Annotated in this window: 24 protein-coding genes; 10 read left to right on the top strand and 14 right to left on the bottom strand. The window is 71.5% G+C overall.

The genetic code is table 11. The annotated features are described in order from the left end of the window. Positions 1-37 precede the first annotated feature (37 nt). On the top strand, positions 38-1,207 hold the full coding sequence (locus tag ACFWY5_RS24390; protein WP_184963984.1) for an ROK family transcriptional regulator: 1,170 nt from the start codon (positions 38-40) through the stop codon (positions 1,205-1,207). A gap of 51 nt (positions 1,208-1,258) precedes the next feature. Further along, on the top strand, positions 1,259-2,818 hold the full coding sequence (locus ACFWY5_RS24385) for an OmpA family protein (protein WP_379616427.1): 1,560 nt from the start codon (positions 1,259-1,261) through the stop codon (positions 2,816-2,818). 42 nt (positions 2,819-2,860) lie between these two features. On the opposite strand, the gene ACFWY5_RS24380 is transcribed toward ACFWY5_RS24385, so the two are convergent. From ACFWY5_RS24380 to ACFWY5_RS24345, 8 genes are all read right to left on the bottom strand, one after another. Then, the gene (locus ACFWY5_RS24380) at positions 2,861-3,217 is read right to left on the bottom strand and encodes an ArsC/Spx/MgsR family protein (RefSeq protein ID WP_379616425.1); all 357 of its coding nucleotides are present in this window, start codon (positions 3,215-3,217) and stop codon (positions 2,861-2,863) included. Positions 3,218-3,312: 95 nt separating this feature from the next. Next, on the bottom strand, positions 3,313-4,623 hold the full coding sequence (locus tag ACFWY5_RS24375; protein WP_379634534.1) for a Dyp-type peroxidase: 1,311 nt from the start codon (positions 4,621-4,623) through the stop codon (positions 3,313-3,315). Beyond that, positions 4,616-5,185 (bottom strand): copper chaperone PCu(A)C, encoded by a 570-nt coding sequence (locus tag ACFWY5_RS24370; RefSeq protein ID WP_379634532.1) that lies wholly within the window; start codon positions 5,183-5,185, stop codon positions 4,616-4,618. The genes ACFWY5_RS24375 and ACFWY5_RS24370 overlap by 8 nt, the downstream gene beginning before the upstream one ends. 282 nt (positions 5,186-5,467) lie before the next feature. Continuing rightward, positions 5,468-6,013 carry an MFS transporter gene (locus tag ACFWY5_RS24365; RefSeq protein WP_379634530.1) on the bottom strand — a complete coding sequence of 182 codons (546 nt, stop codon included), beginning with the start codon at positions 6,011-6,013 and terminating at the stop codon, positions 5,468-5,470. 512 nt (positions 6,014-6,525) lie between these two features. Next, the gene (locus tag ACFWY5_RS24360; RefSeq protein ID WP_379616418.1) at positions 6,526-7,080 is read right to left on the bottom strand and encodes a hypothetical protein; all 555 of its coding nucleotides are present in this window, start codon (positions 7,078-7,080) and stop codon (positions 6,526-6,528) included. A gap of 342 nt (positions 7,081-7,422) precedes the next feature. Beyond that, positions 7,423-8,850, bottom strand: a complete 1,428-nt coding sequence (locus tag ACFWY5_RS24355) for a xylulokinase (protein WP_379634528.1) — start codon at positions 8,848-8,850, stop codon at positions 7,423-7,425. Next, positions 8,850-9,998: a xylose isomerase gene (gene xylA, locus ACFWY5_RS24350; protein WP_379634527.1), complete on the bottom strand. Its 1,149-nt coding sequence runs from the start codon at positions 9,996-9,998 to the stop codon at positions 8,850-8,852. The genes ACFWY5_RS24355 and xylA overlap by 1 nt, the downstream gene beginning before the upstream one ends. Positions 9,999-10,038: 40 nt before the next feature. After that, positions 10,039-10,740 carry a DUF2470 domain-containing protein gene (locus tag ACFWY5_RS24345; RefSeq protein ID WP_379634525.1) on the bottom strand — a complete coding sequence of 234 codons (702 nt, stop codon included), beginning with the start codon at positions 10,738-10,740 and terminating at the stop codon, positions 10,039-10,041. 78 nt (positions 10,741-10,818) lie between these two features. Here ACFWY5_RS24345 and rpsD point away from each other — a divergent pair, with 78 nt between their 5' ends. Both rpsD and ACFWY5_RS24335 read left to right on the top strand, forming a co-directional pair. Further along, positions 10,819-11,433 carry a 30S ribosomal protein S4 gene (gene rpsD, locus ACFWY5_RS24340; protein WP_379616458.1) on the top strand — a complete coding sequence of 205 codons (615 nt, stop codon included), beginning with the start codon at positions 10,819-10,821 and terminating at the stop codon, positions 11,431-11,433. 2 nt (positions 11,434-11,435) lie between these two features. Beyond that, complete coding sequence (locus ACFWY5_RS24335) at positions 11,436-12,665, top strand: low temperature requirement protein A (RefSeq protein ID WP_379634523.1); 1,230 nt, start codon at positions 11,436-11,438, stop codon at positions 12,663-12,665. A gap of 7 nt (positions 12,666-12,672) precedes the next feature. Here ACFWY5_RS24335 and ACFWY5_RS24330 read toward each other — a convergent pair whose 3' ends face one another. Beyond that, complete coding sequence (locus ACFWY5_RS24330) at positions 12,673-14,709, bottom strand: spermidine synthase (RefSeq protein WP_379616407.1); 2,037 nt, start codon at positions 14,707-14,709, stop codon at positions 12,673-12,675. Positions 14,710-14,892: 183 nt separating this feature from the next. Here ACFWY5_RS24330 and ACFWY5_RS24325 point away from each other — a divergent pair, with 183 nt between their 5' ends. Both ACFWY5_RS24325 and ACFWY5_RS24320 read left to right on the top strand, forming a co-directional pair. Further along, positions 14,893-16,251 (top strand): S8 family serine peptidase, encoded by a 1,359-nt coding sequence (locus ACFWY5_RS24325; protein ID WP_379634521.1) that lies wholly within the window; start codon positions 14,893-14,895, stop codon positions 16,249-16,251. A gap of 5 nt (positions 16,252-16,256) precedes the next feature. Further along, positions 16,257-16,523, top strand: a complete 267-nt coding sequence (locus ACFWY5_RS24320) for a hypothetical protein (RefSeq protein ID WP_379634519.1) — start codon at positions 16,257-16,259, stop codon at positions 16,521-16,523. On the opposite strand, the gene ACFWY5_RS24315 is transcribed toward ACFWY5_RS24320, so the two are convergent. Beyond that, the gene (locus tag ACFWY5_RS24315) at positions 16,468-17,205 is read right to left on the bottom strand and encodes an ABC transporter permease (RefSeq protein ID WP_379616401.1); all 738 of its coding nucleotides are present in this window, start codon (positions 17,203-17,205) and stop codon (positions 16,468-16,470) included. The two genes, ACFWY5_RS24320 and ACFWY5_RS24315, sit on opposite strands and share 56 nt — an antisense overlap. Then, a complete protein-coding gene (locus tag ACFWY5_RS24310) occupies positions 17,202-17,939 on the bottom strand; it encodes an ABC transporter ATP-binding protein (RefSeq protein ID WP_379634517.1) in 738 nt (245 codons plus the stop codon). Before ACFWY5_RS24310 ends, ACFWY5_RS24315 begins: the two co-directional genes overlap by 4 nt. A gap of 55 nt (positions 17,940-17,994) precedes the next feature. On the opposite strand from ACFWY5_RS24310, the gene ACFWY5_RS24305 reads away from it, so the two are divergent. Then, entirely contained in the window at positions 17,995-18,630 is a 636-nt protein-coding gene (locus ACFWY5_RS24305; protein ID WP_379634515.1) for a TetR/AcrR family transcriptional regulator, read from the top strand. Here ACFWY5_RS24305 and ACFWY5_RS24300 read toward each other — a convergent pair. Beyond that, complete coding sequence (locus tag ACFWY5_RS24300) at positions 18,620-18,925, bottom strand: DUF4190 domain-containing protein (protein ID WP_379616395.1); 306 nt, start codon at positions 18,923-18,925, stop codon at positions 18,620-18,622. The genes ACFWY5_RS24305 and ACFWY5_RS24300 overlap by 11 nt on opposite strands. A 64-nt stretch (positions 18,926-18,989) precedes the next feature. On the opposite strand from ACFWY5_RS24300, the gene ACFWY5_RS24295 reads away from it, so the two are divergent. Together ACFWY5_RS24295 and ACFWY5_RS24290 are read left to right on the top strand one after the other, a co-directional pair. After that, the gene (locus tag ACFWY5_RS24295; protein ID WP_379616393.1) at positions 18,990-19,451 is read left to right on the top strand and encodes a nitroreductase family deazaflavin-dependent oxidoreductase; all 462 of its coding nucleotides are present in this window, start codon (positions 18,990-18,992) and stop codon (positions 19,449-19,451) included. A gap of 75 nt (positions 19,452-19,526) precedes the next feature. Then, a complete protein-coding gene (locus tag ACFWY5_RS24290; RefSeq protein WP_379616391.1) occupies positions 19,527-20,348 on the top strand; it encodes an ion transporter in 822 nt (273 codons plus the stop codon). 17 nt (positions 20,349-20,365) lie between these two features. Here the strand turns inward: ACFWY5_RS24290 and ACFWY5_RS24285 are convergent, their stop codons facing one another. After that, positions 20,366-21,919: an LCP family protein gene (locus tag ACFWY5_RS24285; protein ID WP_379616389.1), complete on the bottom strand. Its 1,554-nt coding sequence runs from the start codon at positions 21,917-21,919 to the stop codon at positions 20,366-20,368. 131 nt (positions 21,920-22,050) lie between these two features. Next, positions 22,051-23,043 carry a neutral zinc metallopeptidase gene (locus ACFWY5_RS24280; protein ID WP_379616387.1) on the bottom strand — a complete coding sequence of 331 codons (993 nt, stop codon included), beginning with the start codon at positions 23,041-23,043 and terminating at the stop codon, positions 22,051-22,053. 668 nt (positions 23,044-23,711) lie between these two features. Between ACFWY5_RS24280 and ACFWY5_RS24275 the strand changes: the two genes are divergently transcribed. Continuing rightward, entirely contained in the window at positions 23,712-24,581 is an 870-nt protein-coding gene (locus tag ACFWY5_RS24275) for a LysR substrate-binding domain-containing protein (protein ID WP_379616385.1), read from the top strand. Positions 24,582-24,840: the final 259 nt, after the last annotated feature.

The raw sequence follows: 24,840 nt of genomic DNA, 5'->3' as shown, positions 1-24,840 counted from the left end.
CTGTTCATGACTTAAGCAGGTGTGATTCACTAAGTCGATGCCTCGACGTACCGCCGCGCCCCTCGCCACCAGTGGCGAGTTCCTGCGGCTCATCCGCACCGGAGAGGCCGTGACGCGAGCGGACCTCGGCCGGGTCACGGGACTGTCCCGGCCTGCCGTGCAGTTGCGGGTGGGCGAGCTGATCGAGCGCGGCCTCGTGGTGGAGCGCACCGACGCGCCCTCCACCGGCGGGCGGCCGCCGGTCAGGCTGGAGTTCAACGCCGGGGGCGGCGTGGTGCTGGTGGCCGCGCTCGGCGCCAGCCGTACCCGGGTGGCGGTGTGTGACCTGTCCGGCGCGGAACTGGCCGCACGGCGCTTCCACATCGACGTCGAGCAGGGGCCCGACGTCGTGCTGCCGCTGCTCATGGACACCTGGGACGAACTGCTCGGCGACACCCCGCGCTCGCGGGTCCGCGGCGTGGGCATGGGCGTGCCGGCGACCGTCGAGTTCGCCCAGGGGCGCACCGAGAGCGCCCGGGTCATGGCCTCCTGGACGGGCGTGGTCATCCCGCCGCTGATCAGGGCCCGCTTCGACGTGCCCGTGCTGGTCGACAACGACGTGAACGTCCTGGCCATCGGCGAGCACCGCGGCGCCCACGCGAACGTCACCGACCTCATGTTCGTGAAGATCTCCACCCGGATCGGCGCCGGGATCATCTCCGGCGGCGAGATCCTGCGCGGCGCCCTCGGCGCGGCGGGGGAGATCGGCCACATCCCCGTACGCGACGGCGGCGGTGTGCTGTGCCGGTGCGGCAACATCGACTGCGTCGACTCGGTGGCCAGCGGCACCGCGCTGCTGCGCGACCTGCGCGCCGCGGGCAAGGACGTCAAGACCATCGAGGACGTCACCGCGCTCGTGCGGGCCGGCGACGCCCAGACGATGGCGACGGTACGCGAGGCGGGCCGGCGCATCGGCGAGGTGCTGGCCTCCGCGGTCAACATCCTCAACCCGTCGGTGGTGGTGCTGGGCGGCGACGTGGCCGAGACGTTCGGTCCCCTGGTGTCCAGCATCCGCGAGGTCGTCTACCGGCGCTCCACCGCCCTCGCCACCCGCACGCTGCGGATCGAGGCGAGCAGGATGGGCGCGGGGGCGGGCATCACCGGCTGCGCGGTGATGGTCCTGGACCACGTTCTGTCACCGGATGCCGTGGACGACGCCCTGAGCTGAAAGTACCCTTTTCGAATAGTTTGGTGTTTCGGTCATGGCACAATCTCCGCCATGTCTAACCGGATCCTGGCCCTGGCCGCCGTCCTGACGCTGGCCACCACCGGCTGCGGGATGCTGCCCCAACCGCAGCAGGCCGCGCCGCCCCCCACGAAGGCCCCCGAGGCGACCCCCGCCACCACCCCGGCGACGACGACGCCCGCGGTCACCCCCTCCGCCACGAGCGATGACCGCCCCGCCCTGGCCGAGACCCGCAGCACCATGACCCCCGACCTCAAGGTCGAAGTGGTCGGGCTCAACCGGCTCAAGGCCAAGCATCTGGTGGTCCAGATCCGCCTCACGAACACCGGTGCGGACAAGGACCTCACCTGGACCGGCGCGATGGGCGACGAGACCCGCAAGCTCGGCGCGATCAGGTGGGCCTCCGGCATCGGCGTGCTCGACGAGCAAGCCCGGACCTGGATCCTGCCGTACAAGCCCGAGGGCAGCCCCTGCCTCTGCACCGACGAGAAGCGCGACGACATCGGCTACTTCATCAAGCCGGGCGCCTCGATCTCCCTCTACGCCGTCATGCCCGCCCCCAGCGGCGACCAGCAGACCGCGACCGTCGTCACCCCGCTGGCCCCGCCCATGCTCAACGTCCCCGTCAGCGACGACCCGCCGCAGGGCGACTTCCCCGACCCCGACGCCGAGCCCGTCACCCCGCTCGTCCACCGCGTCGTGCTGCCGTCGGAGTCGAACGACAGGACCGAGGAGACCGCGGACGACGGCAAGGACCTCCGGGTGAACCTGTCATCCGACGTGCTGTTCGCCGTGGACAAGGCGGTGCTCACCTCGCGGGCCAAGGCGGTGCTCGCGCGTACCGCCAAGCTCATCGAGGCCTCGCCCGCCACCGAGGTCAAGGTCGAGGGCCACGCCGACTCCTCCGGCAACGACGCCATCAACGACCCGCTGTCCGCGCGCCGCGCCCAGGCCGTGAAGGCCGCGCTCGCGCCGCTGCTGACGCGCGACGGCGTCGCCTTTCAGACCAAGGGGTACGGCTCCCGCCGCCCCCTGTACAGCAACGACACCGACGAGGGCAAGCGGCGCAACCGGCGGGTCACGGTGACCTTCGCCAAGCCGCGGGCCGCCGCGCGGCCGTCCCCCTCCCAGGACGTCGTCTCCACCGTGGGCCCCGGCGACGACCTGACGGGCACCACCAAGGCCGACGGCCAGCCCATCGCCATGGAGGTCACCGGGCTGCGCCGGCTGCCGGGCGGGCTCGGCCTGCTCACCTACACGATCGCCAACGAGGGCACGGCGGAGGCGTGGTACAACGACCTGCACGACGGCCAGGACTGGCAGTCGTACAAGTACCAGTCCGCCAGCGCGGTCGTCCTCACCGATCAGGCGGACCGCCGCCGGTACCTGCCCGGCCGCATCGAGGTCCAGACCGGTGACGACCCGGGATCGTACTGCGCGTGCAGCGGCGTCTCCGGGGTCCGGCTGGGCACCGAGAAGTTCGCGCCGGGGCAGAAGCGGGAGTTCTGGGGGCTGTTCGCACTGCCGGACGGGGCCTCGGGGCTGAGCGTCAAGATCGCCGGGTTCCGGGAACTGCAGGTCCCGATCCAATAGCCCGACAGGCTGTGATCACCGCCGCGGCTCCCGCGGCGGTGATCATCGTGGCGGGAGGACGGAGCGGACGGACTCCTCCGTCCGGCCGATCACCGCGTGGCCGTCGTCGGCGGTGATGATGGGGCGCTGGATCAGGATCGGGTGCTCGGCCAGCGCCCGGATCCACCGGTCGCGGCTGCCCGGATCGCGGGGCCAGGAGGCCATGTCCCCGGCGGCGTCCTCGCCGGTGCGGGTGATGTCCCAGGGCTCCAGGCCGAGGCGGGAGAGCACCTCGCGGATCTCCGCCTCGGTGGGCGGGTCGTCCAGGTAGCGGCGGACGGTGTACTCGGCCTGCTCGGCGTCCAGCAGGGAGATCGCCGACCGGCACTTCGAGCAGGCGGGGTTGATCCAGATCTCCATGCCGGAAGAATAGGGCTCCTCACGGGGAGTCGCCCTACTCTTCCGGCCCATGAGCCGGTCCTTTACGCCAGCTCCTTTACGCCAGCTCCTTTGCGTCAGCCCAGCAGGCCCTGGCCCACCCAGCCGGACTCCTCGCAGCCCGGCGGGACGTAGAAGACCGCGGACCCGATCGGCGTCGTCCACTCGTTGAGCAGATCGGCCTTGGCCAGGCGGCGCTGCACCGGCGTGAACTGCCGCGCCACGTCCGCCTGGTAGGCGGCGAACAACAGCCCGGTGTCCCCGTCGTCGTAGTTGTACACGCGGCGGAACATCCGCAGCCCCGGGTCCTGGGTGTGCGCCCGCCGGATGTGCGCGTACTCCGAGATCACCGGGAAGCCGATCGCGTTGACCTTGGCGAAGTCGGCCTCGTCATGCTCGGCCCGCCCGCTCAGCGGGGCGCCGTTGTCCAGCCGCCGCCCCACCGTGAACTCCTTGGCCACCCGGTCCGCGGCGTCCCAGGAGTCCATGAGCATCCGGATCCGCCGCAGAACCAGCATGGTGCCACCGGCCAGCGGCCCGTCCGTGATCCACACGGCCCGCTCGAACTCCGGCGTCCCCGGCGTGGGGTTGACCGTCCCGTCGAGCTGCCCCATGAGATTGCGCTGGGTCAGCCCCGGCCGCTGCACCGCCTGCCGGAACCCGCGCTGCACCCACCTGACCTTCGTGAACGACGCGGTGTCCTTCACGATCATGCGCAGCGCGTGGGCCAGCGTGACCGGATCGTCGCAGCAGATCTGCAGCAGCAGATCGCCCCCCGACCACCGGTCCTCCAGCCGGTCCACCGAGAACCTCGGCAGCTGCTCCGGCCCGCCCTTGACGCCCGCCGCCCGGAACAGCCCCGGCCCGAACCCGAACGTTACCGTCAGCCGCGCGGGCAGCGCCGCCAGCTCGGGCTCGGTGTCGGCCAGCGCGCCGCGGCCCTGGGTGAGCCGCCGGGCGTCGTCGGTGAGCAGCCGCATCAGCCTGCCGAGCGCCTCCCTGCCGACGCCCTTGCGCAGATCGAGCCCGGCGAAGGCGGCGTGGGCCTGGGGCGTGGTGGCGACACCCGCCTGCCGGGCCCCATGGAACGGCTCCACGGCCGTGCCGTCGACGCCCTGCGGGGCGGCGGGTTGCCCCGTGGCCGCGCCGGTTCCGATCGGCTCGGCGGTGACCTGCCCCGCCGCGGCCTGACCCGCACCGGTGTGCCCCGCTCCCGTCCGCCCGGCCGTGGCCTGACCCGACCGGCCCGCGGCGGAGTCGTTGGCGACCTGGGCGTCGGCCGGGAGACCCGCGGCGAGCGTACCCGTCGCGACCAGGCCACCCGCCGCCGCGCCACCGGCGAGCAGGCGGCGGCGGGAGATCCCGGCAGGACGCTCGCCGTCACTCATGGCCGGGCTGGTACTTCTCGTTGGCGCCGGCGAAGTCCTTGCCCACGGCCTTGAACTCCATCGTGCCGCCGTCCTTGAACGTCAGCGTGAAGCCCACCTCGGAGCCCGGCTTCACCGGGGTGGTGACGTCCATCAGCATGATGTGGTCGCCACCGGGCTTGAGCTCCAGCTTCCCGCCCGCCGGGATCGTGAAGCCGCCCTCCTTGGGACGCATGGTCATCTGCGTGCCCTCGCCGACCGTCTCGTGAAGCTCCACCGTGGGTGCGCCGGTGGAGGTGGCGGAGACGATCGTGATCGCGGCGGCGGAGGGATTGGCGATGGTGCCGAAGGCGGCGGTCATGCCGCTCTTCGTGGTCTTGATCCAGGGATCGGCGATGGTCAGCGGGCCCGCGGCGCCGGGCGTGGCCTCCCCGCCGGTACCGGTGGGCGCGTCAGAGGCGGGGCTGGAGGCGGCGCCGGTGGGCGCGTTGCCGACGGGGGCGGCGGAGGTGGCCTGCTGTCCACCGCAGGCGGCGACCGCGGCGGTGGCCACGACGGCCAGGAGGGCATGACGAATACGCATGATGAGCTCTCTCTTCCAAAGGTCCAGAAATTTCGGGCAATCAACACCCATGGCGGGCCTGGCCCGACACGCCCTCCGCCCGGCTACAGGGCCACCCAGAGCACAGGACTCACGCCGCCACAGACAGGTGAGCCCGATCTGATCGGGCCAGGGGTCGCCGATGCAGGCACGGTCCGTTGCCGGGGCCTCTGAGCGGGTCGTGGCACGGACGCGCGTCAGCCCGGCCACAGCGGTTGCCGTGCTTGAAGGCAACGTGTCAGGTGTGCCCCGGGGCGAAGGGGTTCAGGCGGAGAGGAAGAGAGGTGGGCCCCGGCCTGAGAGAGTGTGCTCCAGGAGGGCGGAGCGGGGAGTGGGGGGCTCCGCGTGCCGTACGGGAGCGGAAGGACCTTCCATCACGGGTACGGCGGGCAGCAGGCCGAGCCGCACCAGCACCCGGCGGAACAGTCCCCACAGCGCGGCCTCGCCCTTCGACAGCCACAGCGCCGTCAGAACGATCGCCCACCCGTGCATCACGAGCATGCCCAGCCCCGGCACCAGCCCGGAGTGCGCGTGCCCGCCCTGGACGGCCATCGGCGCCGCGTCGTGCAGCATGGAGAACATCACGTGCAGAACGGCCTGCACCACGACCAGCAGCGCCAGAATCCCACCGGCCGAACGTTCCCGCCCGGTCAGCGGCAACGCCGCCAGCAGCGACAACGCGATGGCCGCCACCGCGCCGGGCAGCGCCACGGTGGCACCGGCCACGACATGCGCGCCCATGCCCAGCCCCGCGCACACCGCGGCGAACGCCACGGCACGCACCAGACGGAACGGCAGGGAGGCAGGCATAGTGCCCGCCATCATCCCAGAGCCACCCCCCACCCGCGACCCCACCCCCACCCGCCCTCCCCCACACCCAGCCAAATGCCACAAGCCACCACCGCCAGTCCCGCAGCCATGGACTAACCCGCTCCCCGCCCACCGGCTCCACGCTCCGCCACCCGCAGCCCGGTGCGCGCCCAGGCGATGCGGTGAACGCCCACCACGCCACGTGGTGAACATCCGCCACGCGGCCGTGACCGCCGCACCAGGCCGGCCGCGCCACCCGGCGCCCAGGCCTGTCGCGCCGCGCCACCCGGGGCCGCAGCAGGCCTGTCGCGCCGTGCCGCCCGGGGTCGTGCCGCTCGGGGTTGGGCGGCTCGGGGTTGGGCCCCGCCGCGCAGAGCCGGGGCGCTCCGGGGCGCGCTGTGCCGTGTCGCGCCCGGCCAGGTTGTGATGCGCCGGGCCCTGCTGGGCCGGGCCCGCGCCCCGCTCGGCGAGCTGCTGCCCTGGGCCGGCGTTGGTTGAGGCTGTTGGGGTGGTTAGCGGTTGCGGGGTTGGTTGCCGGGTTTCTTGCCCGGGGTGCGGGTCTTGGTGGGCCTGGGTTTGGTGGGTTTGGTCTTGGTGGGGGTTGGGGTGGCGGATGGGTGGGGTTCGGCGGGAGGGAGGGTGACGGGGGGCGGGGCGGCGGTGGTCTGGGCGCTGGGGCCGATGGGGGTGACGTCGGCGGGGGAGTTCGCGCTGGTGTCGGCCGGGCTCGGGGCCACCGGCGTGGGGCGGCGGGACTCGCGGGGGCGCATGGGGGTGCGTGTCGGAGGCTGGCCGACTACGGGGGTCGGGGGGTGGGTGTGGGTCTGGGAGGGGGTGGGGTGCGCGCGGGACGGGCGGGGCGTGGACGAGGGGGTGGCCTCGGCTTGGGCGGTCTTCTGGCCCGGGTCGCCTGGATGGCCGGGGGAGCCCGGCCAGCCGACGGCGTTCAGGGAGGCTCCGCCGAGCGCGCCCCTGGAGAGGATGGCCGCCGTCGCCAGCAGGAGCACCCCAAGGAGTACTCCGGCGATCATCAGGGCCCGGCTCGCGCGAGGACGCGTCTCGTTCACAGCCGCCGATGGTAGTCACTCGCGGAGCGAATGCACACACAAGGCTCACAGCGGGCCGTGATCGAGGGCTGGCATTCTGGTAGATCCGCGCGGGCCGGGCGTGGTGCGGACAGGTCCGGCCCGTGCGCCCACCAGCCCATACCGCTCTGGTCCCCGCCGTTGTCCTCGCGCTCGCCGCACCTGGCCGCCCGCGCGGGTTCGGGGCCCCAGGGGTGCGGGGGGCGGGTGGGGCGTGAGAAGCTCCACGGGGTACGGCAGGCGGTCAGCCGTGACGCCTGCCGTACCCCACACTCCCCGGAACCCGCCGCAAAGCCACCAACGAGCGCACAGGCACAGGGGCTTCTAGAGGCCGAGGGCGTGCCGGTAGCGTTCGCGGATCGACGGTTGCGGGGTCGCCTCGTGCTCGGTGGTTCCCGGCGCAGGCCAGTCCGGTGGGGCGGGGGCGCCGGACAGCGCCCAGGCGGCCTGGCGGGCGGCGCCCCTGGCCACGTACTCCTGCGGCGCGGGCACGGCCACCGGGCGGCCGAACACGGCCGGAGCGATCTCCCGCACCGCACGCGATCCGGCCCCGCCGCCGATCAGCAGGACGCGTTCGCCCGTGACCGGCAGCGCCTCCAGCGCGTCGGCCAGGTGGCAGAGCAGCCCTTCGACCGCGGCCCTGGCCAGGTGTCCGGGCGTGGCGGTACGCAGGGTGAGGCCGTGCAGGGAGCCGGTGGCGCCGGGCAGGTTCGGGGTGCGCTCACCCTCCAGGTACGGCACGAGCACCAGCCCGTCAGCCCCGCCAGGAGCCGCGAGGGCCAGCGAGTCCAGGCGCGCGAGGCCGACGCCGAGCATGGCGGCCGCGGCCTCCAGCACGCGGGCGGCGTTGAGCGTGCACACCAGCGGCAGGAAACGCCCCGTGGCGTCGGCGAACCCGGCCACCACCCCGCCCGGATCCGCGCCGGGCCGCTCGGCGACGGCGAACGCGGTCCCCGAGGTGCCGATCGACACCACCACGTCACCGGGGCGCAGCCCGAGGCCGAGGGCGGCGGCCATGTTGTCACCGGTTCCCGCCGCGACCAGCAGGCCGCCCGCCTCCCCGGCCGCCTCGGCCGGTCCCAGCACCCGGGGCAACGCCGGACGGCTCCCCATGGCCAGCTCCAGCAGGTCATACCGGTACGACTCGGTGAACGGCGACCAGTACCCGGTCCCCGACGCGTCCCCCCGATCGGTGGTAAGCCGCTCCAGCGCGTGGGGCCGTTCCGGCGGAAGCGTGTGGCGCCGTTCCGCCAGAAGACCGGCCCGGGATGAGTCGCCCAGCAACCGCCAGGTCAGCCAGTCGTGCGGCAGGCACACCGCGGCCGTCCGCCGGGCGTGTTCCGGCTCGTGCTCGGCCAGCCACCGCACCTTGGAGACGGTGAACGAGGCCGGCGGCACGCTCCCCACCGCTTCGGCCCAGGCCGCGCCTCCGCCCAGCTCGCCGACCAGATCGCGGGCGGCGCCGGCCGAGCGGGTGTCGTTCCACAACAACGCGTCCCGCACGACATTTCCCGACTCGTCCAGGCAGACCATCCCATGCTGCTGCCCGGCCACCCCGACGGCGGCCACATCGTCGAGCCCGCCCGCCTCGCGGACGGCCAGGGCCAGCGCCTCCCACCAGGCCGCCGGATCCACCGAGGTCCCCTCCGGGTGAGCGGCCCGGCCCTGCCGTACCAGATGGCCGGAGGAGGCGTCGAGCACCACCACCTTGCAGCTCTGCGTGGAGGAGTCCACGCCCGCCACCAGCGGCATCAGCGCACCCCGAGCAGATGCTCCAGCGCGAGCTGGCCGAGGCGCGAGGCGTGCAGCCCGCGCGCCGCGGCGCCGTCGAGGTCGAAGCCGGGATCCTCCAGCGTGGCCAGCGTCTCGCCGGGCGCCAGCGTCGGCTCGGCCAGTTGCCCGACCCGGGAGTCGCGCAGCGCCTCCAGCACCTCGGGGTCGGCGCGGAAGCGGCGGGCCTTCTCCCGCAGGATCAGGTACGTGCGCATGTTGGCCGCGGCCGAGACCCACACGTCCTCGGCGTCCTCGGTGCGCGCGGGCTTGTAGTCGAAGTGCCGGGGCCCGGTGTAGCCGCCGTGCTCCAGCAGGTCCACGAGGAAGAAGGCGTTCTTGACGTCGCCGTGGCCGAAGACCAGGTCCTGGTCGTACCGGGGGCCGTGCTGGCCGTTGAGGTCGATGTGGAAGAGCTTGCCGTGCCAGAGGGCCTGCGCGATGCCGTGGGTGAAGCTGAGCCCGGCCATCTGCTCGTGGCCGACCTCGGGGTTGAGACCGACCATCTCCGGGCGCTCCAGCTCGCCGATGAACGCCAGCGCGTGCCCGATCGTCGGCAGCAGGATGTCGCCACGCGGCTCGTTCGGCTTGGGCTCGATGGCGAAGCGCAGGTCGTAGCCCTGCTCGGCGACGTAATCGCAGAGCAGGTCGAGCGCCTCCTTGTAGCGTGCCAGCGCCGAGCGTACGTCCTTGGCCGCGTCGGACTCCGCGCCCTCGCGCCCGCCCCAGCAGACGTACACGCTCGCGCCGAGCGAGGCGGCCAGATCGAGGTTGCGCCGGACCTTGCGCAGCGCGTACCGGCGGATGTCGCGGTCGTTGCTGGTGAACGCGCCGTCCTTGAAGACCGGGTGCGTGAACAGGTTCGTCGTGGCCATGGGCACCTTGAGCCCGGTCTCGGCCAGCGCCTTGGTGAACGCGGCCACGGCCCGGTCGCGGTCGGGTTCGACGGCCAGCAGGTCGTCGTCGTGGAAGGTCACGCCGTAGGCGCCGAGCTCGGCCAGGCGGTGCAGGCTCTCCACCGGGTCGAGCGGCGCCCGCGTGGCGTCGCCGAACGGGTCGCGGGCCGGCCAGCCCACGGTCCACAGGCCGAAGGTGAAGCGGTCGCCGGGGGTGGGGGTGTACGCGTCCAAAGCGGCCTCCCGATCATGTGCGCTTCAGCACTTCATATCATCAGCAGGCGCAGATCAGCCCGCGCAGGGCGGTCTCCAGGCAGGTGCCGGTCTGGGCGGGCACGGGCCACGGGAAGCGCACCAGCGTGTCGTCCACGCGTACGGTCGCGCCGTAGCGGTCCAGCTCCCACAGCCACGCCTCGCCGACCGGCGTGCCCAGGTGCGCGGCCACGGCGCCCTGGAGCTGCGCGCGGTGCGACTCGTTCAGGTGGGCGAGCACCCGTTCGGCGGTCTCGGCCAGCGGGTCGGGCTCGGCCTCCAGGTACTCGTCGGCGTCGAGCACGCCGGAGTCCTGGCCGGTCAGGTAGACGACCTGGGCGACGTCCATTCTCATGAGCCGGGGAGCGCCGGGCTCGCCGTACCGCTCGATGGCCTCGAACAGGTCCTCGTCGGCGCACGCGGCGGCGACCGCGACGGCGGCGGCGCGCGTGTCCTCCTCCGGTACGGCCAGCACCCACCCCTGCACCTCGACCAGCCCGCGGGGGTGCTCGACGGCGCCCAGCAGCCGGGTGGCGGTGAGGTTGACCGCGATCACCGCGTCGCCCTCCAGGCCGTGCAGGCGCTCGCCCGGCTTTACCAGCAGCACGGGACGGCCCTGTTCGTCCACGCCGCCGCGGGCGGGGAAGGGGACGCCGTCGAGGGTGAGCCTGGCGACGCCGGCTCCGGAGGCGAGGGTGCGGATGCGTTCCGCGATCGGCGGCATGCAGGTCTCCTTGAGTTCACACGCTGTAGTAGGTTAGCCTTGCCTAAGTAAGTATTACCTAACCACATTGAGGTGAACATGCGCTACACCGGGCCGAAGGTGCGGCTGTCCCGACGGGCAGGCGTCCCTCTGACCAGGAAAGCCGTGCGGTACTTCGAGGCGCGGCCGTACCCGCCCGGAGAGCACGGCAGGAAGACCAGCCGCCGCAACACCGGCGACTACGGCATGCGGCTCATGGAGAAGCAGAAGCTGCGCTGGTACTACGACGTCTCCGAGCGCCAGCTGCGCCGCTACTGGGACCTCGCGGTACGCAAGGAAGGCGCGTCAGGCGCCGAGCTGGTGACCCTGCTGGAGACCCGCCTGGCCTCCCTCGTGCTGCGAGCCGGGCTCGCTCCGTCGATCTACGCCGCCCGCCAGTACGTCAACCACGGCCACATCACCGTGGACGGCCGCAAGGTCGACATCCCGAGCTACCTCGTCAAGCCCGGCCAGGTCATCGCCGTACGCCAGAAGTCGCGCGCGATGCAGCCGTTCGTGGCCGCGGCCGAGGGCATCTACGCCGACGACCGCCCCGCCGGGTACCTCTCCGTCGAGCTGTCCGAACTGCGCTTCACGCTGGTGAGCAAGCCGCAGCGCGAGCAGATCGCCATCCCCGTCGAGGAGCAGCTCGTGGTGGAGTTCTATTCTCGGTAGGCGTGAGTGACGTAGGCGCGACTGAAACGGCGGACCGCCACGCGAGCTGGCTGGAGCTCTTCTTCGACCTGGTCGTCGTCGTGGCGGTGGCCCAGCTGGCCCACCGCCTGCTCCATCCGGCCTGGCCGGGCGTCGCGCTGTTCGTGATGCTCTACTACGCGATCTGGAGCATCTGGACCTCCTTCACGATCTACGCCAACGTCCGCGCGGGCAAGACCCGCACCCGCGCGATGCTGATCGGCATGTTCGGCATCGCGGTGATGGCCGCCGCCGCGCCCGACGTGGCGCACGCCGTGCCCGGCGGCGGCAACCACGACGACTGGTTCGCCATCGCCTACGTCGTCTGCCGGCTCAGCGGCTCCCGCTCCATCCAGAGCTCGGGGGCCGTCGTGACCTCGTGGCCCGCCGCCCAGCTCGGCGCCGGCCTGGCCCCCTGGATCGTCTCCTTCTGGACCCCCGCCCCCGTCACCTACTGGCTGTGGGCGCTCGGCATCCTGCTCGACCTGCTCTTCACCCTCCAGAACGCCCGCCACCCCGGACGGCTCCTGCAGGCTCTGAAGACGCAGTCCGAACGGCTCAAGGAGCGCGCCAGGCGGCACGACGGCGACGGCCGCCGCCCTCCGCGCGAGATACCCGCCCCCTACGAGGCCGTCCTGCACACCGCGCACCTCGGCGAACGGCTCGGCCTGTTCGTGATCATCGTGCTCGGCGAGGCGGTCATGCAGATCGTCGTCGAGGCCGGTGGCCAGGACTGGAGCACCGAGCTCAAGCTCGCGGCCGCGGGCTCCTTCGCGCTGGTCGTGTGCCTGTGGTGGGTGACGCTGCAGTACGGCGTGACCGCCGTGCCCGAGACGAGCGAGCGGGGACTGCCGCCGTCCGTCGCGCTGCCCGCCCACTTCGTCATGACCGCCGGGCTCGTCGCGGCGGCGGCCGGGCTCGGCGCCGTCGTGGCCCAGCCCGTCGAGCACCTGCACCCCGGGATCCGGTGGGTGCTGTGCGCGGGCCTGGCCGTGTACTTCGCCGCCTCCGCCGTGATCGGCGTCGCCACCGGGGCGCGGCGGCTGTGGATCTGGGCGTGGGCGCTGCCGGCCACCGCGGTCCCCGTGCTGCTGGGGCTGCTGGGCGGACCGCTGCCCGCCTGGGCGGTCGTCGCGGTCCTGCTCGCCGCCGCGCTGTGGCGGGTCGCCTACCGCCCGCCCGCCACAGCACCCACAGCCCCGTCCCCGGCCTGAGCCGCCCTCACACGAGGGCGGCGTTCTTGCGCGGCAGCAGGACGAAGGCGCCCAGGTAGATCAGCCCGGCCACGATGAGCAGGCTCTGGTAGCCGATCACCAGCGCCACGTACTCCAGGCAGCCGCCGACCATCGCGCCCAGCAGGTTGGCGCCGAAGGACGTCGTGGCGTCGGCCGAGTCGGCGAACCGCTTGGCGAACACCACGTTCGCCGCGAAGATCGGCAGGAAGGCGACCGTCACCGCCGCCACCGCGCGCAGCGGCGTGGGCAACGACAGCAGCCACGCGTTCGGCACCAGCCAGGCCAGGACGAGGCCGGCCAGCAGCACGCCGTACATCACCCTCAGGGGAGGGGTGCGGAAGCGGCGGGTCACCTCGACGGCGGCCAGCACGGCGACCAGCACCCCCGCGAAGACGACCGCGTTGACCACCCACGTCGTGCCGAACAGCAGCGCGAAGCCCGTCACGCTCTTGGTCTCCAGGAGCAGGAACCCCACGCCGAGCAGGAAAAGATCCGCGTAAGGGCGCATTCTCCGGTACGGCCCCGCCACCACCCGCACCGCCAGCAGGCTGACGAGGAGGATGAGGCCCAGCGTGATCAGGTAGATCGCCGGGATCGTCCGGTCCTTCAGATACAGGAAGGGCCGGTCGTCGGGCGCCGGAGCGGGCGTCCCTGCCGCGGCGCCCGCCCATTCGGCGGCGCAGCGCTGGGCCTGCGGCGTGACGCCCGAGGTGATGACGGCCTGGTGCCCGGCGGTGCTGACCACGTCCACGCAGGGTTTGTGGCCGAAGGCGCTCTGCACGGTGGAGGCCAGCCGGTCCACCAGCCAGCTCTCGCGGTAGTAGTTGTACATGGAGAACGCCCCGCCCGGTTTGAGCCGTTCACGGGCGGCCTTGATCGCCTCCTCGGTGAACAGGTAGCTCTCCAGCCGCAGCGAGCTGGCCCCGGGCACCAGCGTGAGCGAGTCGGGCAGCGCGAACAGGATCAGGTCGAACCTGCGGTCGGTCTGTTCCAGGAAGGCCCGCCCGTCGGTGATGTGCGTGGTCACGCGCGGATCGGAGTAGGGCTTGTCCGGATGCAGTTCGCCGCCGAGCTGGCGCAGCTTGGGGTCGATCTCGACCGCGTCGACCGAGGTGGCCCCCTTGGACAGCGCGATGGCCACGTCGGTGCCGCTGCCGGCGCCCACGATGAGGACCTCGCGCGGCGGCGCGGCGGCCCGCTCGTACGGCAGCGCGTACTGCCGCTCGATCTGCAGCCGCGTCTCGGCCGGCATGGCCTGCTGGTGCGGAATCCCGTTGACCGAGATGTCGTAGACGGGCATCTGGTACGGCATCCGCTTGTAGGTCACCTTGTAGTAAGGCGACCACAGGGCGCCGGCGGTGACGCTCTCGGCGGCCAGCAGCCCGGCCACGAGCATGGCGGGCAGCGCCACCAGCCCCCAGTACGGCACCCACGGCTTCGGCGTCAGCAGCAGCAGGAAGCAGACGGCCGCGATCGTCCCCCAGACCACGGGCGGCGCCGACAGGAACGACAGGCCGGTGAAGACGCCGATGCCGGTGAGGCTGCCGATCAGGTCGTAGCGGTAGGCCTCCAGCCGGGGCAGCTCGGGGAAGCAGCGCCCGACCAGCTCGGCCGGCCCCATGAGCGCAAGCGCGGCGGCCACGAACACGATGGGCAGCGTGACCCAGGCCGGCGGCCCCTCCATGGACAGGCTCGTCCAGTACAGGACGCCCTCGGTGTCGCGGTTGACGGTCACGGGGAAGGCCAGCACCACGCTGACCAGCACCGCGAGCACGACCGGCGAATAGTACGGCTGCCGCTTGGTCCGCCCGACCCGCAGGAATCCCAGCCCGATGCCGAGAAAGGAGCCGAGCAGGACAAAGTTCGTGAAATAACTCAAATGGACGATATTCGAGCCTGTCCACCGGATCAGCGCGAGTTCGAGGAAAAGCATGAACGCGCTGGCGAGTATGAGGCGCGGTCGCACGGCCAGCCAATGCCCGGAAGCGGACTCCTGAGGGGCGGCCAGCACCTGGGTGGTCATGACGACTCACCGTAGTTTACGGACCGAAACCAAGGAAGGCTGACGCCCCAGAACAAATGTCGTCCTGTTAGTGAGCTATGGGGCATTTCAGCAGGTCAAACCTGTGACGATGCGCTGGACGCGCCGCGATGGATGAAGGAATGTTGGGAGGTTCGTTCCCTCCAAACGTTCGGTGGTGTCCCCATGCGGGTTCTGATTCAGCTCCGCCCTTCTCCCGATCTGGTCGCGGCGGTAGCCGACCCCGGCCAGACGGCCACCACGGCAGACGTCGCCGACGGACTGCCCGGAGTCGAACTCGACTCCGCCTTCGTTCCCGTCGCCGTGCCACGGCCCGTCCCCCTGCCCGGCGGCGACCCCCTCTCGCTCAACCAGCCGCTCGACTTCTCCCTGGCCGCCGAGGACGCCTCGGTGCTCGTCCGCGGCACGATCTCCGACGACGAACTGGCCACCCGCGTCACCATGCTGCCCACGATCCGCCCCGACGTGGTCGGCGTCTTCGCCGACCCGGTGATCGAGTCCAGCCTGACCTGCGGCGGCGACCCTCCGGTCGGCGACTGGCACGACGTCGAGCGGCTGATCAACGCCGCCGGTCTTGCCGCCGAGGGGCTCGACGGCTCCGGGGTGGCGCTGGCCGTGCTCGACACCGGCATCAACGCCGCGCACGTGGCCAGGCACCTCGGGCGCGGCGTCACCCTCGACGCCGAGCGCAGCTGGAACCCCGCCGGGGTCACCGGACGGCCGGGGGAGTTCGAGGTCGACCACGGCACGATGTGCGCCTTCGACACGCTCATCGGCGCGCCGCAGGCCAGCCTCATCGACATCCCGGTGCTGCTGTCGACCCGGCCGGGCGGCTCGGCGCTCGACGGGCTGCTGTCGGACGCGGTGGCCGCCTTCGCGCACCTGCGCACCGTCCTGGACGCCCAGCCCGCCGACTCCAGGTCGCTGGTGATCAGCAACTCCTGGGGGTCGTTCTCGCCCTCCTGGGACTTCCCCGTCGGCCACCCCGGCAACTACTCCGACAACGCCGCCCACCCGTTCAACCTGATCGTGGCCAGCCTCGACCGGGCGGGCGCCGACGTGCTGTTCGCCGCGGGCAACTGCGGGCGCGAGTGCAAGGACGGCCGCTGCGCCTACCCCGACCGGCCCATCGTCGGCGCCAACTCCCACCCGAGAGCGCTGTCGATCGGCGGCGTCGACGTCGGCGGCGAGCGGGTCGGCTACTCCTCGCAGGGACCCGGCCGGCTGACCGCCCGCAAGCCGGACATCTGCGCCTACACCCACTTCTCCGGTTCCAAGGCCTTCGGCGACACCGAGCCCGACTCCGGCACCTCTGCCGCCTGTCCGGTGGCCGCGGGCCTGGTCGCCGCCGTCCGCACCCGCTGGCCGTCCTCGCGGCTGTCGCCCGCGCAGCTGCGGGCCCTGCTGCGCCGTACGGCCGAGGACCGCAGCGAGGTCGGCTTCGACTACGACTACGGTTACGGCATCGTCGACACCGCGGGGATCATCGCCGCGCTGCAGCGCAGGGCCAAGAGCGTAGCCTGAGGGCTATGGTCCTCATCACCGTACGGCTGCCGCCGGGCGCGACGCTGGAGGACGCGATCAGCAGGCTCGGCCTGGCCGAGGAGGACGTCGACATCGCCTACGGGCTGGTGCTCATCGACCCCGACCTCGGCCTGTACGGCCTGCGGGTGACAGAGGAGGCGGGCCGCAGAGCCGGCCCGCCCTTCTCCGACCCCAAGATCGAGCCCTACGGCCCGCCTAAGCGTTCTCGCGATGGAAGACCCGGGCCCCGATCACCAGACTCACCGCCGTGAACACCACGACGACGGCGAGGCCGGTGACGACCGTCGCGTTCCAGTAGTGCCCGGCGAACAACTCCCGCATGGCCTCCAGCACGTGCCGGAACGGGCTGACGCGCGAGAGCGCCTCCAGCCAGCCCGGCGCCATCGACATGGGCAGGAACGCCCCCGACAGCAGCATCAGCGGCACCACGGCTGTCGTCATCACCGGGGCGAACAGGTGCTCGTCGAGCGTGAGCGCGGCCGCGTACGACAGCGCCGCCAGGCTCACCCCGAGCACCACCACCAGCACCATCGCCGCCAGCACCCCGGCGACCGGCGCCCGCAGCCCGAGCGCGTAGGCCGCGGCCACCAGCAGCACGGTCTGGATCACCAGCGTGAACGCGTCGTTGAGCACCCGGCCGAGCAGCAGGGCCAGCCGTGAGGCGGGGGTGACGCGCAGGCGCTCCAGCACGCCCGAGCGCCAGTCGAAGACGATGCCGAAGCCGGCCAGGCCCGCGCTCAGCAGGCCGAGCTGGACGATCAGGCCGGGCACGAACGTCTCCCAGTCGCCGAACGTGGCGAAGATCGGCCCGAACAGCACCAGGAAGAACAGCGGCTGCACGGCGGCGACCAGCAGGCCGACCTTGTGACGCAGGCTGTTGCGCGTCGTGTGGTGGAACAGCAGCCAGGTCTCGCGGATCGCGGCGGCGCTCACGCGGTCACGTCCTCTCGCAGCGAGCGGCCGGTGATGTCGAGGAAGGCCTCGTCGAGGGTACGCCCGCCGCTCTTGAGCTGCGACGGGGTGCCTTCGGCCACCACCACGCCATGGTCGATGATGACGATGCGGTCGCACAGGGCGTCGGCCTCGTCGAGGTAGTGGGTCGTCAGGAAGACGGTGGCGCCGCCCTCGCGCAGGGCGCGGATGTGGGTCCACAGGTTGGCCCGGCTCTGCGGGTCCAGGCCGGTGGTGGGCTCGTCGAGGAAGAGCAGGACCGGGTCGTGGACCAGGCCGAAGGCGATGTCGAAGCGGCGCCGCTGCCCGCCGGACAGGGCGGCTCCGGGCGTCGATTCCAGGCCGGTCAGCTCCAGGCGGGCCAGGACGTCGGCGATCCTGGCGCGGGCGGCCGGGCGGGACAGGCCGTACAGCATGGCGTGGAGTTCGAGCTCCTCGCCGACGGGGCCGGCGAGGCTGAGCCCGCCGTGCTGGGAGACGTAGCCGACGCGGCGGCGTACGGCGCGCGGGTCGGACAGCAGGTCGTGCCCGGCGACGGTGGCGCTGCCCGCGGTGGGGGTGAGCAGCGTGGTGAGCATGCGCATGGTGGTGGTCTTGCCCGCGCCGTTGGGACCGAGGAAGCCGACGATCTCGCCCTCGTCCACGTGGAGGTCGACGCCGCGTACGGCCTCCACACCGCTCTTGAACGTCTTGCCGAGGCCCTTTGTGGTCAACATATTTTTAGGGTAACTGAAATTTTGGTGTCACTGCAAACTTGGTAGCATTGAAGGCATGGAAGAAGGGCTGCGCGAGCGCAAGAAGCGTGAGACGAGGGAGCGCATCGCGGACATGGCGATGGGGCTGTTCATGATGCGGGGGTTCGAGAACGTGACGGTGGCGGAGGTCGCGCGGGCCGCCGACGTCTCGGTCAACACGGTCTTCAACTACTTCCGCACGAAGGAAGACCTGTTCATGGACCGCTGGGACGAGGTCGAGGACCTGCCGAGCAAGGTCGTGCGCGAGCGCGGGCGCGGCGAGAGCGTGCTGGCCGCCTTCCGCCGCGACTTCCTCGACGCCCTCGACACGGGCGACTGGCGCTACGGGCTCAACGAGGGCGCCGAGGAGTTCGGCAAGCTGGTCGGCGACAGCCCCTCGCTGATGGCCAGGATGCGGGAACTGGAGGACGCCACGGACCTGCGGCTGGCACGCACGGTGGCCGAGGACGTCGAGGCCGACCCCGACGACCTGTCACCCCGGCTGGTGGCCGCGCAGATCCTGTCGGTCACCCGGATGTTGTCCAGGCTCGCGGTACGCCGCAAGCAGGCGGGCGAGAGCTGGGGGGAGATCCTGCCCGACGTCAGAAGGCAGGCCGAAGCCGCCTTCGACCTGCTGGAGAACGGGATCGGCCGCTACGGGGTCAGGAGCTGAACGCGCCGGCCAGCAGGGCGAAGCCGAACAGCAGGATGTACCCGCCGACGATCAGGCCCATGAGGCAGGTGCCGATGATGCCGCAGATGCGGCCGGCGTTCACGTTGCCGCGGTTCTCGTAGTAGTAGCCGCTGGAGTCGATCTCGCGCAGCGCCTTGTTGCCCATCGCCCAGGCGAACGGCCCGAGGAACAGGCAGATCACGAGGCTGAGGATGCCCAGCACGAGGATCGTGGTCCCGTTCGGGTGGGTCATCGGCGGCGGGCCGTAGGGGGAGGGGCCGTGGGGATAAGCCATAGGAGCGTTTTCTACCACATGAGACCGTTGACCGAGCGCTTGCTTGTGTCCTAGCGTGGGCCGGGTGAAGGCGTTCTTCCAGTGGCTGTCGGCGACGTCGTGGTTCCCCAAGGTCGCGCCCGTGGTCGTGCCGCGCATGGACCGCCTCGTGCACCGGCTCACCCGCGGCCGGCTCGCCAGCGACGTGGTCACCCCCGTGCTGCTGCTGGTCACCACCGGCGCCAAGAGCGGCCAGAAGCGCTCGTCGCCGCTGGCCTGCCTTCCCGAGCGGGACGGAAGCATGCTCGTCGTGGGTAGCAATTACGGCCGCCCGCAACACCCTTCCTGGACCGGCAATCTGCTCAAGACCCCCGAGGCCGCCGTGAGCTTCCGCGGCGCCACCTTCCCCGTCCTCGCGACCCTGCTGGAGGGCGAGGCGCGGGCCGCCGCCTGGCCGGACCTGCTGGCGATGTGGCCGGTCTACGACCACTACACGCGGGTATCGGGACGGGAGTTACGGGTGTTCCGTCTGACTCCGATGCGTTGATCAACTGTTTATCTACCGTCCATAAGTGTTACGTCATCATGGACGGGTCTTGATCAACCTTTGGGGAGCCTGCACGTGCGTGACCGCATTCGCGCCTGTATCGAACATCAGCGCTTCCAGCGCATCATCATCACCGTCATCCTCGTCAACGCGGCCACACTCGGCCTCGAGACCTTCCCCTCGATCGTCGCCGAATACGGCACGGCCCTGCGCGTCATCGACCACGCCGCCCTCTACGTCTTCGTCGCCGAACTGCTGGCCAAGCTCTACGTGGAGCGTTCCCGGTTCTTCCGCGACCCGTGGAACATCTTCGACGCCCTCATCGTCGGCGTCGCCCTGGCCCCCGCCAGCGGCAACCTGTCCGTGCTGCGGGCCCTGCGGGTCCTGCGCGCGCTGCGCCTCATCTCCGCCGTCCCGAGCCTGCGGCGGGTCGTGTCCGCCTTGCTCCGCGCCATGCCGGGGATGAGCTCCATCGTCGTGCTCCTGGCGCTGGTCCTGTACGTGGCCGCGGTCATGAGCACCAAGCTGTACGGCGCGACCGCCCCCGCCTACTTCGGCGACCTGCAGACGTCCCTGTTCACGTTGTTCCAGACCATGACCGGCGAGGCGTGGCCCGACATCGCCCGCGAGGTCATGACCGTCCACCCGGGCGCGTGGGTGTTCTTCGTGGTCTTCATCCTGCTGTGCTCGTTCGTGGTGTTGAACCTGTTCATGGCGGTGGTCGTCAGCGCCATGGAGGAGGAGTCGGCCGAGGAGCGCGCCGAGCTGGAGAGCCACGCCGAGATGTCGGCCCGGCTGATCCTGGACGAGCTCGCCGCGCTGCGCAGGGAGGTGGCCGAGCTGCGCGACTCCAACGGCCTCTGGCCCGACGAGGCCGGCTCGCCGGCCGGCCGCTAGCCGGGTCTTCCGGCCCGTTAGCTCAGCCCGCAGAGCTCCGACAGGCTCTTGGCGGACTTGTTGGTGTTGCGGGTCGGGGTCTCGGCCGGGGCGGCGGCGCCGTTCCGTGTGGGGGTGCCGGAGGCCGAGGGGGCGGCCGAGGCGTTGGCGACCTGCGTCTTGCGGGCCGGCTTCAGCGAGTCGGTGAGCGCCTTGGCCGACGCCTTGCGGATCTTGATCCAGTCGGGGCGGCCCGAGTAGAACTCCGGCGGCACGAACTGCAGGCTGGTGATCCTGGCCCCCTTCACCTTCACGGCCAGGTTGACCAGGTGCTCCAGCAGTTCGTGCGGGATGTTCGTGGAGGCCATGCGCTTGGCGGCGCGGGCGACCTTCTCGAAGTTGCTCAGCACCTTCATGGGCGTGGCCTGCTGGGCGAAGGCGCCGATGACGCAGCGCTGGCGGGCCATGCGGGAGAAGTCGTCGCTGCCCACGCGGGAGCGGCCGTACCACAGGGCCTCCTCGCCGGACAGGACGCGGGTGCCGGCCTTGATGGTGCCGGCGGTGCCGTACAGGCCGCCCCAGGGGATGTCCCGCTCGACGCGGATCTTGAGGCCGCCGATGGCGTCGACCAGGTACGCGAAGCCGTACATGTTGACCAGGGCGTAGTAGTCGATCTTGAGGCCGAGTGTCTGCCCGATGGCGTCCATGAGGACGCGGGGGCCCTTGTTCTTGCCGCCGGCGACCTGCGGGTTGTCGTTGGCGAACTTCCAGACCTCGTTGAGCAGGCCGCCGTTGGGCAGTTCCGCCTGGAAGCCGTTGGGGAAGTGCTTGGCCATCGGGGTGCCGGCCGGGAAGCGTATGTGCTGCAGGTTGCGCGGGAGGCTGAACAACACCGTGTTGCCGGTCTGCACGTGCACGCTGGCCACGGTCATGCTGTCGGTGCGCACCCCGTCGCGGTTGCCCGCGCCGTCGCCGCCGACCAGCAGGAAGTTGACGCGGTCGCGGCCGTTCCAGGGGTCCTCCTGCTTGACCGGCGCGATGTCGGGGTCCTTCTGGCCGCTGGGAAAGATCTGCTGGAGCGCGTCCTGGCCGCTCATCACGAGCTGGGCGGTCAGGGCGAAGGGCGACATGACGGCGACGCCGAGGATGCCGACGGCGATGCCGGAGACGATCTGCCCCTGCTGCCCGAGCTTGCTGGGGCCCAGCGCGATGTAGGAGGCGAGCATGAGCGCGAACCACGCCAGCGCGCCCACCGCCGCGAGGACCGTGATCGCGGTCGTCCAGCCGATGAAGATACCGGGCCGGGTCATGTTGATCAGGACGATGGCCAGCGCGGTCAGCAGGATGACGGCGTAGACGCCGATGAGCGTCAGCCCGATACGACGGCGCCCGGCGCGCAGGTGTGCGGCGCCGGGCACGAGGACGGAGAGCATCGTCCAGCCGAGGACGGAGGCGAGCGTGAGGGGCTTGGCGAAGCGGGGGGCGGCGGACTTGGGCCTGCCCTCCCCGGCCGGCCGGGCGCCGCGGGTGCGGCGTGTTGCCCGCCGTTTCCTGTCCGCGGGCACGGTGCCGACCTCTTCGTCCTTCGTCACACCGGCTCCTTCAAGCATTTACCAGGCAAAACCCATGACTTTGCCCCCGGTTGCACAAGATTGCCAGATTCTAGCCCCCATAAAGGGACATCACAGACAACTGGCCAATCTGAGATGAACGAAGGATGACCTCAGGAGGTCGAGGACGAAGAGGCCATCCAGGTGTTGCACTGGAGGGCCTGGTTGCGGTCCCAGCCCTGGCGGAACCAGCGGTGGTTGTTGGCCGGAGAGCCGTGGTCGCGGGGGTATCCGGGATGGTCGCCGACCCGGGAGTAGAACCAGAAGAGCTTGGCGCGGTTGCCCGCGCTGATCGGGTAACTGGGCGCCACGGCCTTCATGAACATGCCGCCGAAACACGTGGCCTGGAGCTCCAGCCTCCTGCTCAGTGCCAGCTTCCCGCTGCGGCTGGTGGAGTCCAGGGTCCTGGACCACCAGGAGTTCATGACGCCGCTGATGTTCTGCACGTGGTGGCCGTACTCGTGGGCCATCATGCTGATGATCGCCCCGTTCCACGGCACGATCTGGCCGTAGCCGAGGGCGTTGCCGTTCCCCTTGGCCATGGCCGAGGTGGAGGCGTAGATGGTGTTGTTGCGCGGGCAGTAGTACGGCACGATGCTGCCCGGCGACGGGTAGTCCCCGCAGGCGCCCCGGCCGCGCTTGGCGGCGATCGCGTAGCCCGGCGGGCTCCACCCGATGCCCTGGCGCTTCAGGATCGGCCCCCACGCCTGGTCCATGCACCTGCCCGTCTTCAGGATCAGTGCCTTGAGCTGGCTGTGGCTGAAGATGCTGGTGTTGCCGGCCCGGCACGTCGTGCGCGGCAGCGCGCCCGCCCGGTACATGGAGTTGGTCTTCAGGCTCGTGTCGAGCTTCACCTGGGCGGGCGGGTTGACCGTCTCGGTGTCGTCGGGCCGGGTCTCGGTGTCCTCCGACCGCGTCTCGGTGGGCGTCGGGCGCCGGGTGGGCCGGATCGGCTCCCTGGTGTGGCTGCGCGTCGGGGGCGTGTAGGTCGGCACCGCGATCGGCGTCGAGGTCTCGGTACGCGACCCGCCGCCCATCAGCAGCGCGGAACCGACCACGAGCAGCACCCCGATCACCGCCACCACGCCGAAGACCGCGCCGAGCACGGCGGCCGTGCTGCCGGACTTCTTGCGCTGCGGCTGCGGCCACTGCCGGAACTGCCCCGGCGGCGGCGGGGGCGGCGGCCACCCGCCCTGCGGGGGCCGGGGCGGCTGCGGGTACGGCTGCTGCCGGTGCGGTGCCTGCTGATACGGGGGCTGCCCTTGCGGCCGTGCTTGGGGTTGTCCTTGCGGTTGTCCGTAAGGAGGCTGCGGGTAGGGCGGTTGTGCTTGCGGTTGTCCGTAAGGGGGACGGCCCTGGGGCGGCGCGGGCGGGCCCTGCGGTGGTGGGCCCTGGGGCGGCGCGGGCCGGCCGTACGGCGGACGGCCCTGCGGCGGGTGCCCCTGGGGCGGAGGCGGCGGATAGGACGGCCCCTGGGGCGGCGACGGCTGTTCCTGCGGCTTTCGGTAGCCCGGAGGCGGCCACGGACGCGACGGTGGAATCTGGGGCTGCCCCTGCCCGTGGGGCGGCGGTGGGTGCTGCCCGTTCCCCGTCACCGTGAACTCCCTTCACCCCGTTGCCGACAAGACCGGACCTTTGCCGAATTTGGGGCAGAAGCATACTGATTTATCACCCGTCACGGATGTGGGCGTACTCGGTTACGGTCCGAAATCATTCGAGGTGATCTCCGCTATGTGCCGGACCGGGCGGGGGCTGTTGTCCTAGCTTCAGTGGCATGAATCTGCAGCAGCTCCGCTATGTGGTCGCAACTGCGGAGCACCGCACAATGACCGACGCGGCCAGATCGCTCTACATCGCGCAACCTGCGCTTTCGCGGGCGATTCGGGACCTTGAACGCGAGCTGGGCATGACGCTTTTCGCGCGTTCGGGTCGGGGCGTCGTGGTCACGGCGCAGGGCAGGAGAGTCATCAAGCTGGCAAGGGAGGCACTCGATGCCGTAAGCGAGATCGAAGCGCTCGCGAGCCACGGCGGATCCCCTGAGGTGGAGCTGCGGATCGCCGCCACTCCCAGCCTGGAAGCCGGACTGGCGGGCCGGTTGGTGCCCGCCTACACCGCCGAGCATCCAGGGGTTCGCGTGCAGATCGTGCGATGTGACGGCCGCGACGGAGTCGTCACGGCCATCAGGGAGGCCAGGGCCGACCTCGGCCTGACGGACCTCCCGGTCCCCACGGACCTGATCACCCATCCGCTGGAACGGCAGGAGATCGTGCTGATCTCCCCGCCGGGCCTCGACCTGCCGGATCCGGTCCCCATGGGCCGTCTCCACGGCATGCGCCTGGCACTGCCCGCACGAGGATCGTTGCGGCGCAGGGAGCTGGACGCCATGTTCGGCAAGTTCGCGGTCACCCCGGTGGTGGTGCTCGAGACCGACGAGCGCAACGGCTGGCTGAACGCGGTCAGAACGGGACAGGCCTCCCTGCTGTGGTATCGGGGCCTGGCCGAGATGGCCGTCCGTGCGGGCCTGGTCGTGCGCTCCTTGGAACCCGCGGTGCGGCGCGTCATCGCCGTCGTGCACGCCCGCAAGAGACTGCCGCTGAGCGCCCAGGACTTCCTGGCGACGGCGGAGAAGGGAAGTGCCGCCTAACATTCTGTGCATGACCCGACTACCGACTGCCTTCCCGGACGCACGCGCGACCCACGTCCGAGAGGCGGGCCCGCCACCCGGCCAGGGCGGAGGGGATCCGGTATCCGCGACGGGACGGGGCTTCAGGCCCCAGAAGACAAGGTTCCAGTTCGATGCAGCCGGCCCGCGCGCCGGCCTGGACGACCCGGACGCGGCTCCGCAAGGCCTGCCGGCGCACTTTGCCGGTAATGGGCTAGGCCTCGCGGGCCGACGCGCCCGT

Source organism: Nonomuraea sp. NPDC059007 (genome assembly GCF_042740555.1).
Lineage (GTDB): Bacteria > Actinomycetota > Actinomycetes > Streptosporangiales > Streptosporangiaceae > Nonomuraea.
This window is presented reverse-complemented; position numbering and strand designations above follow the sequence as displayed.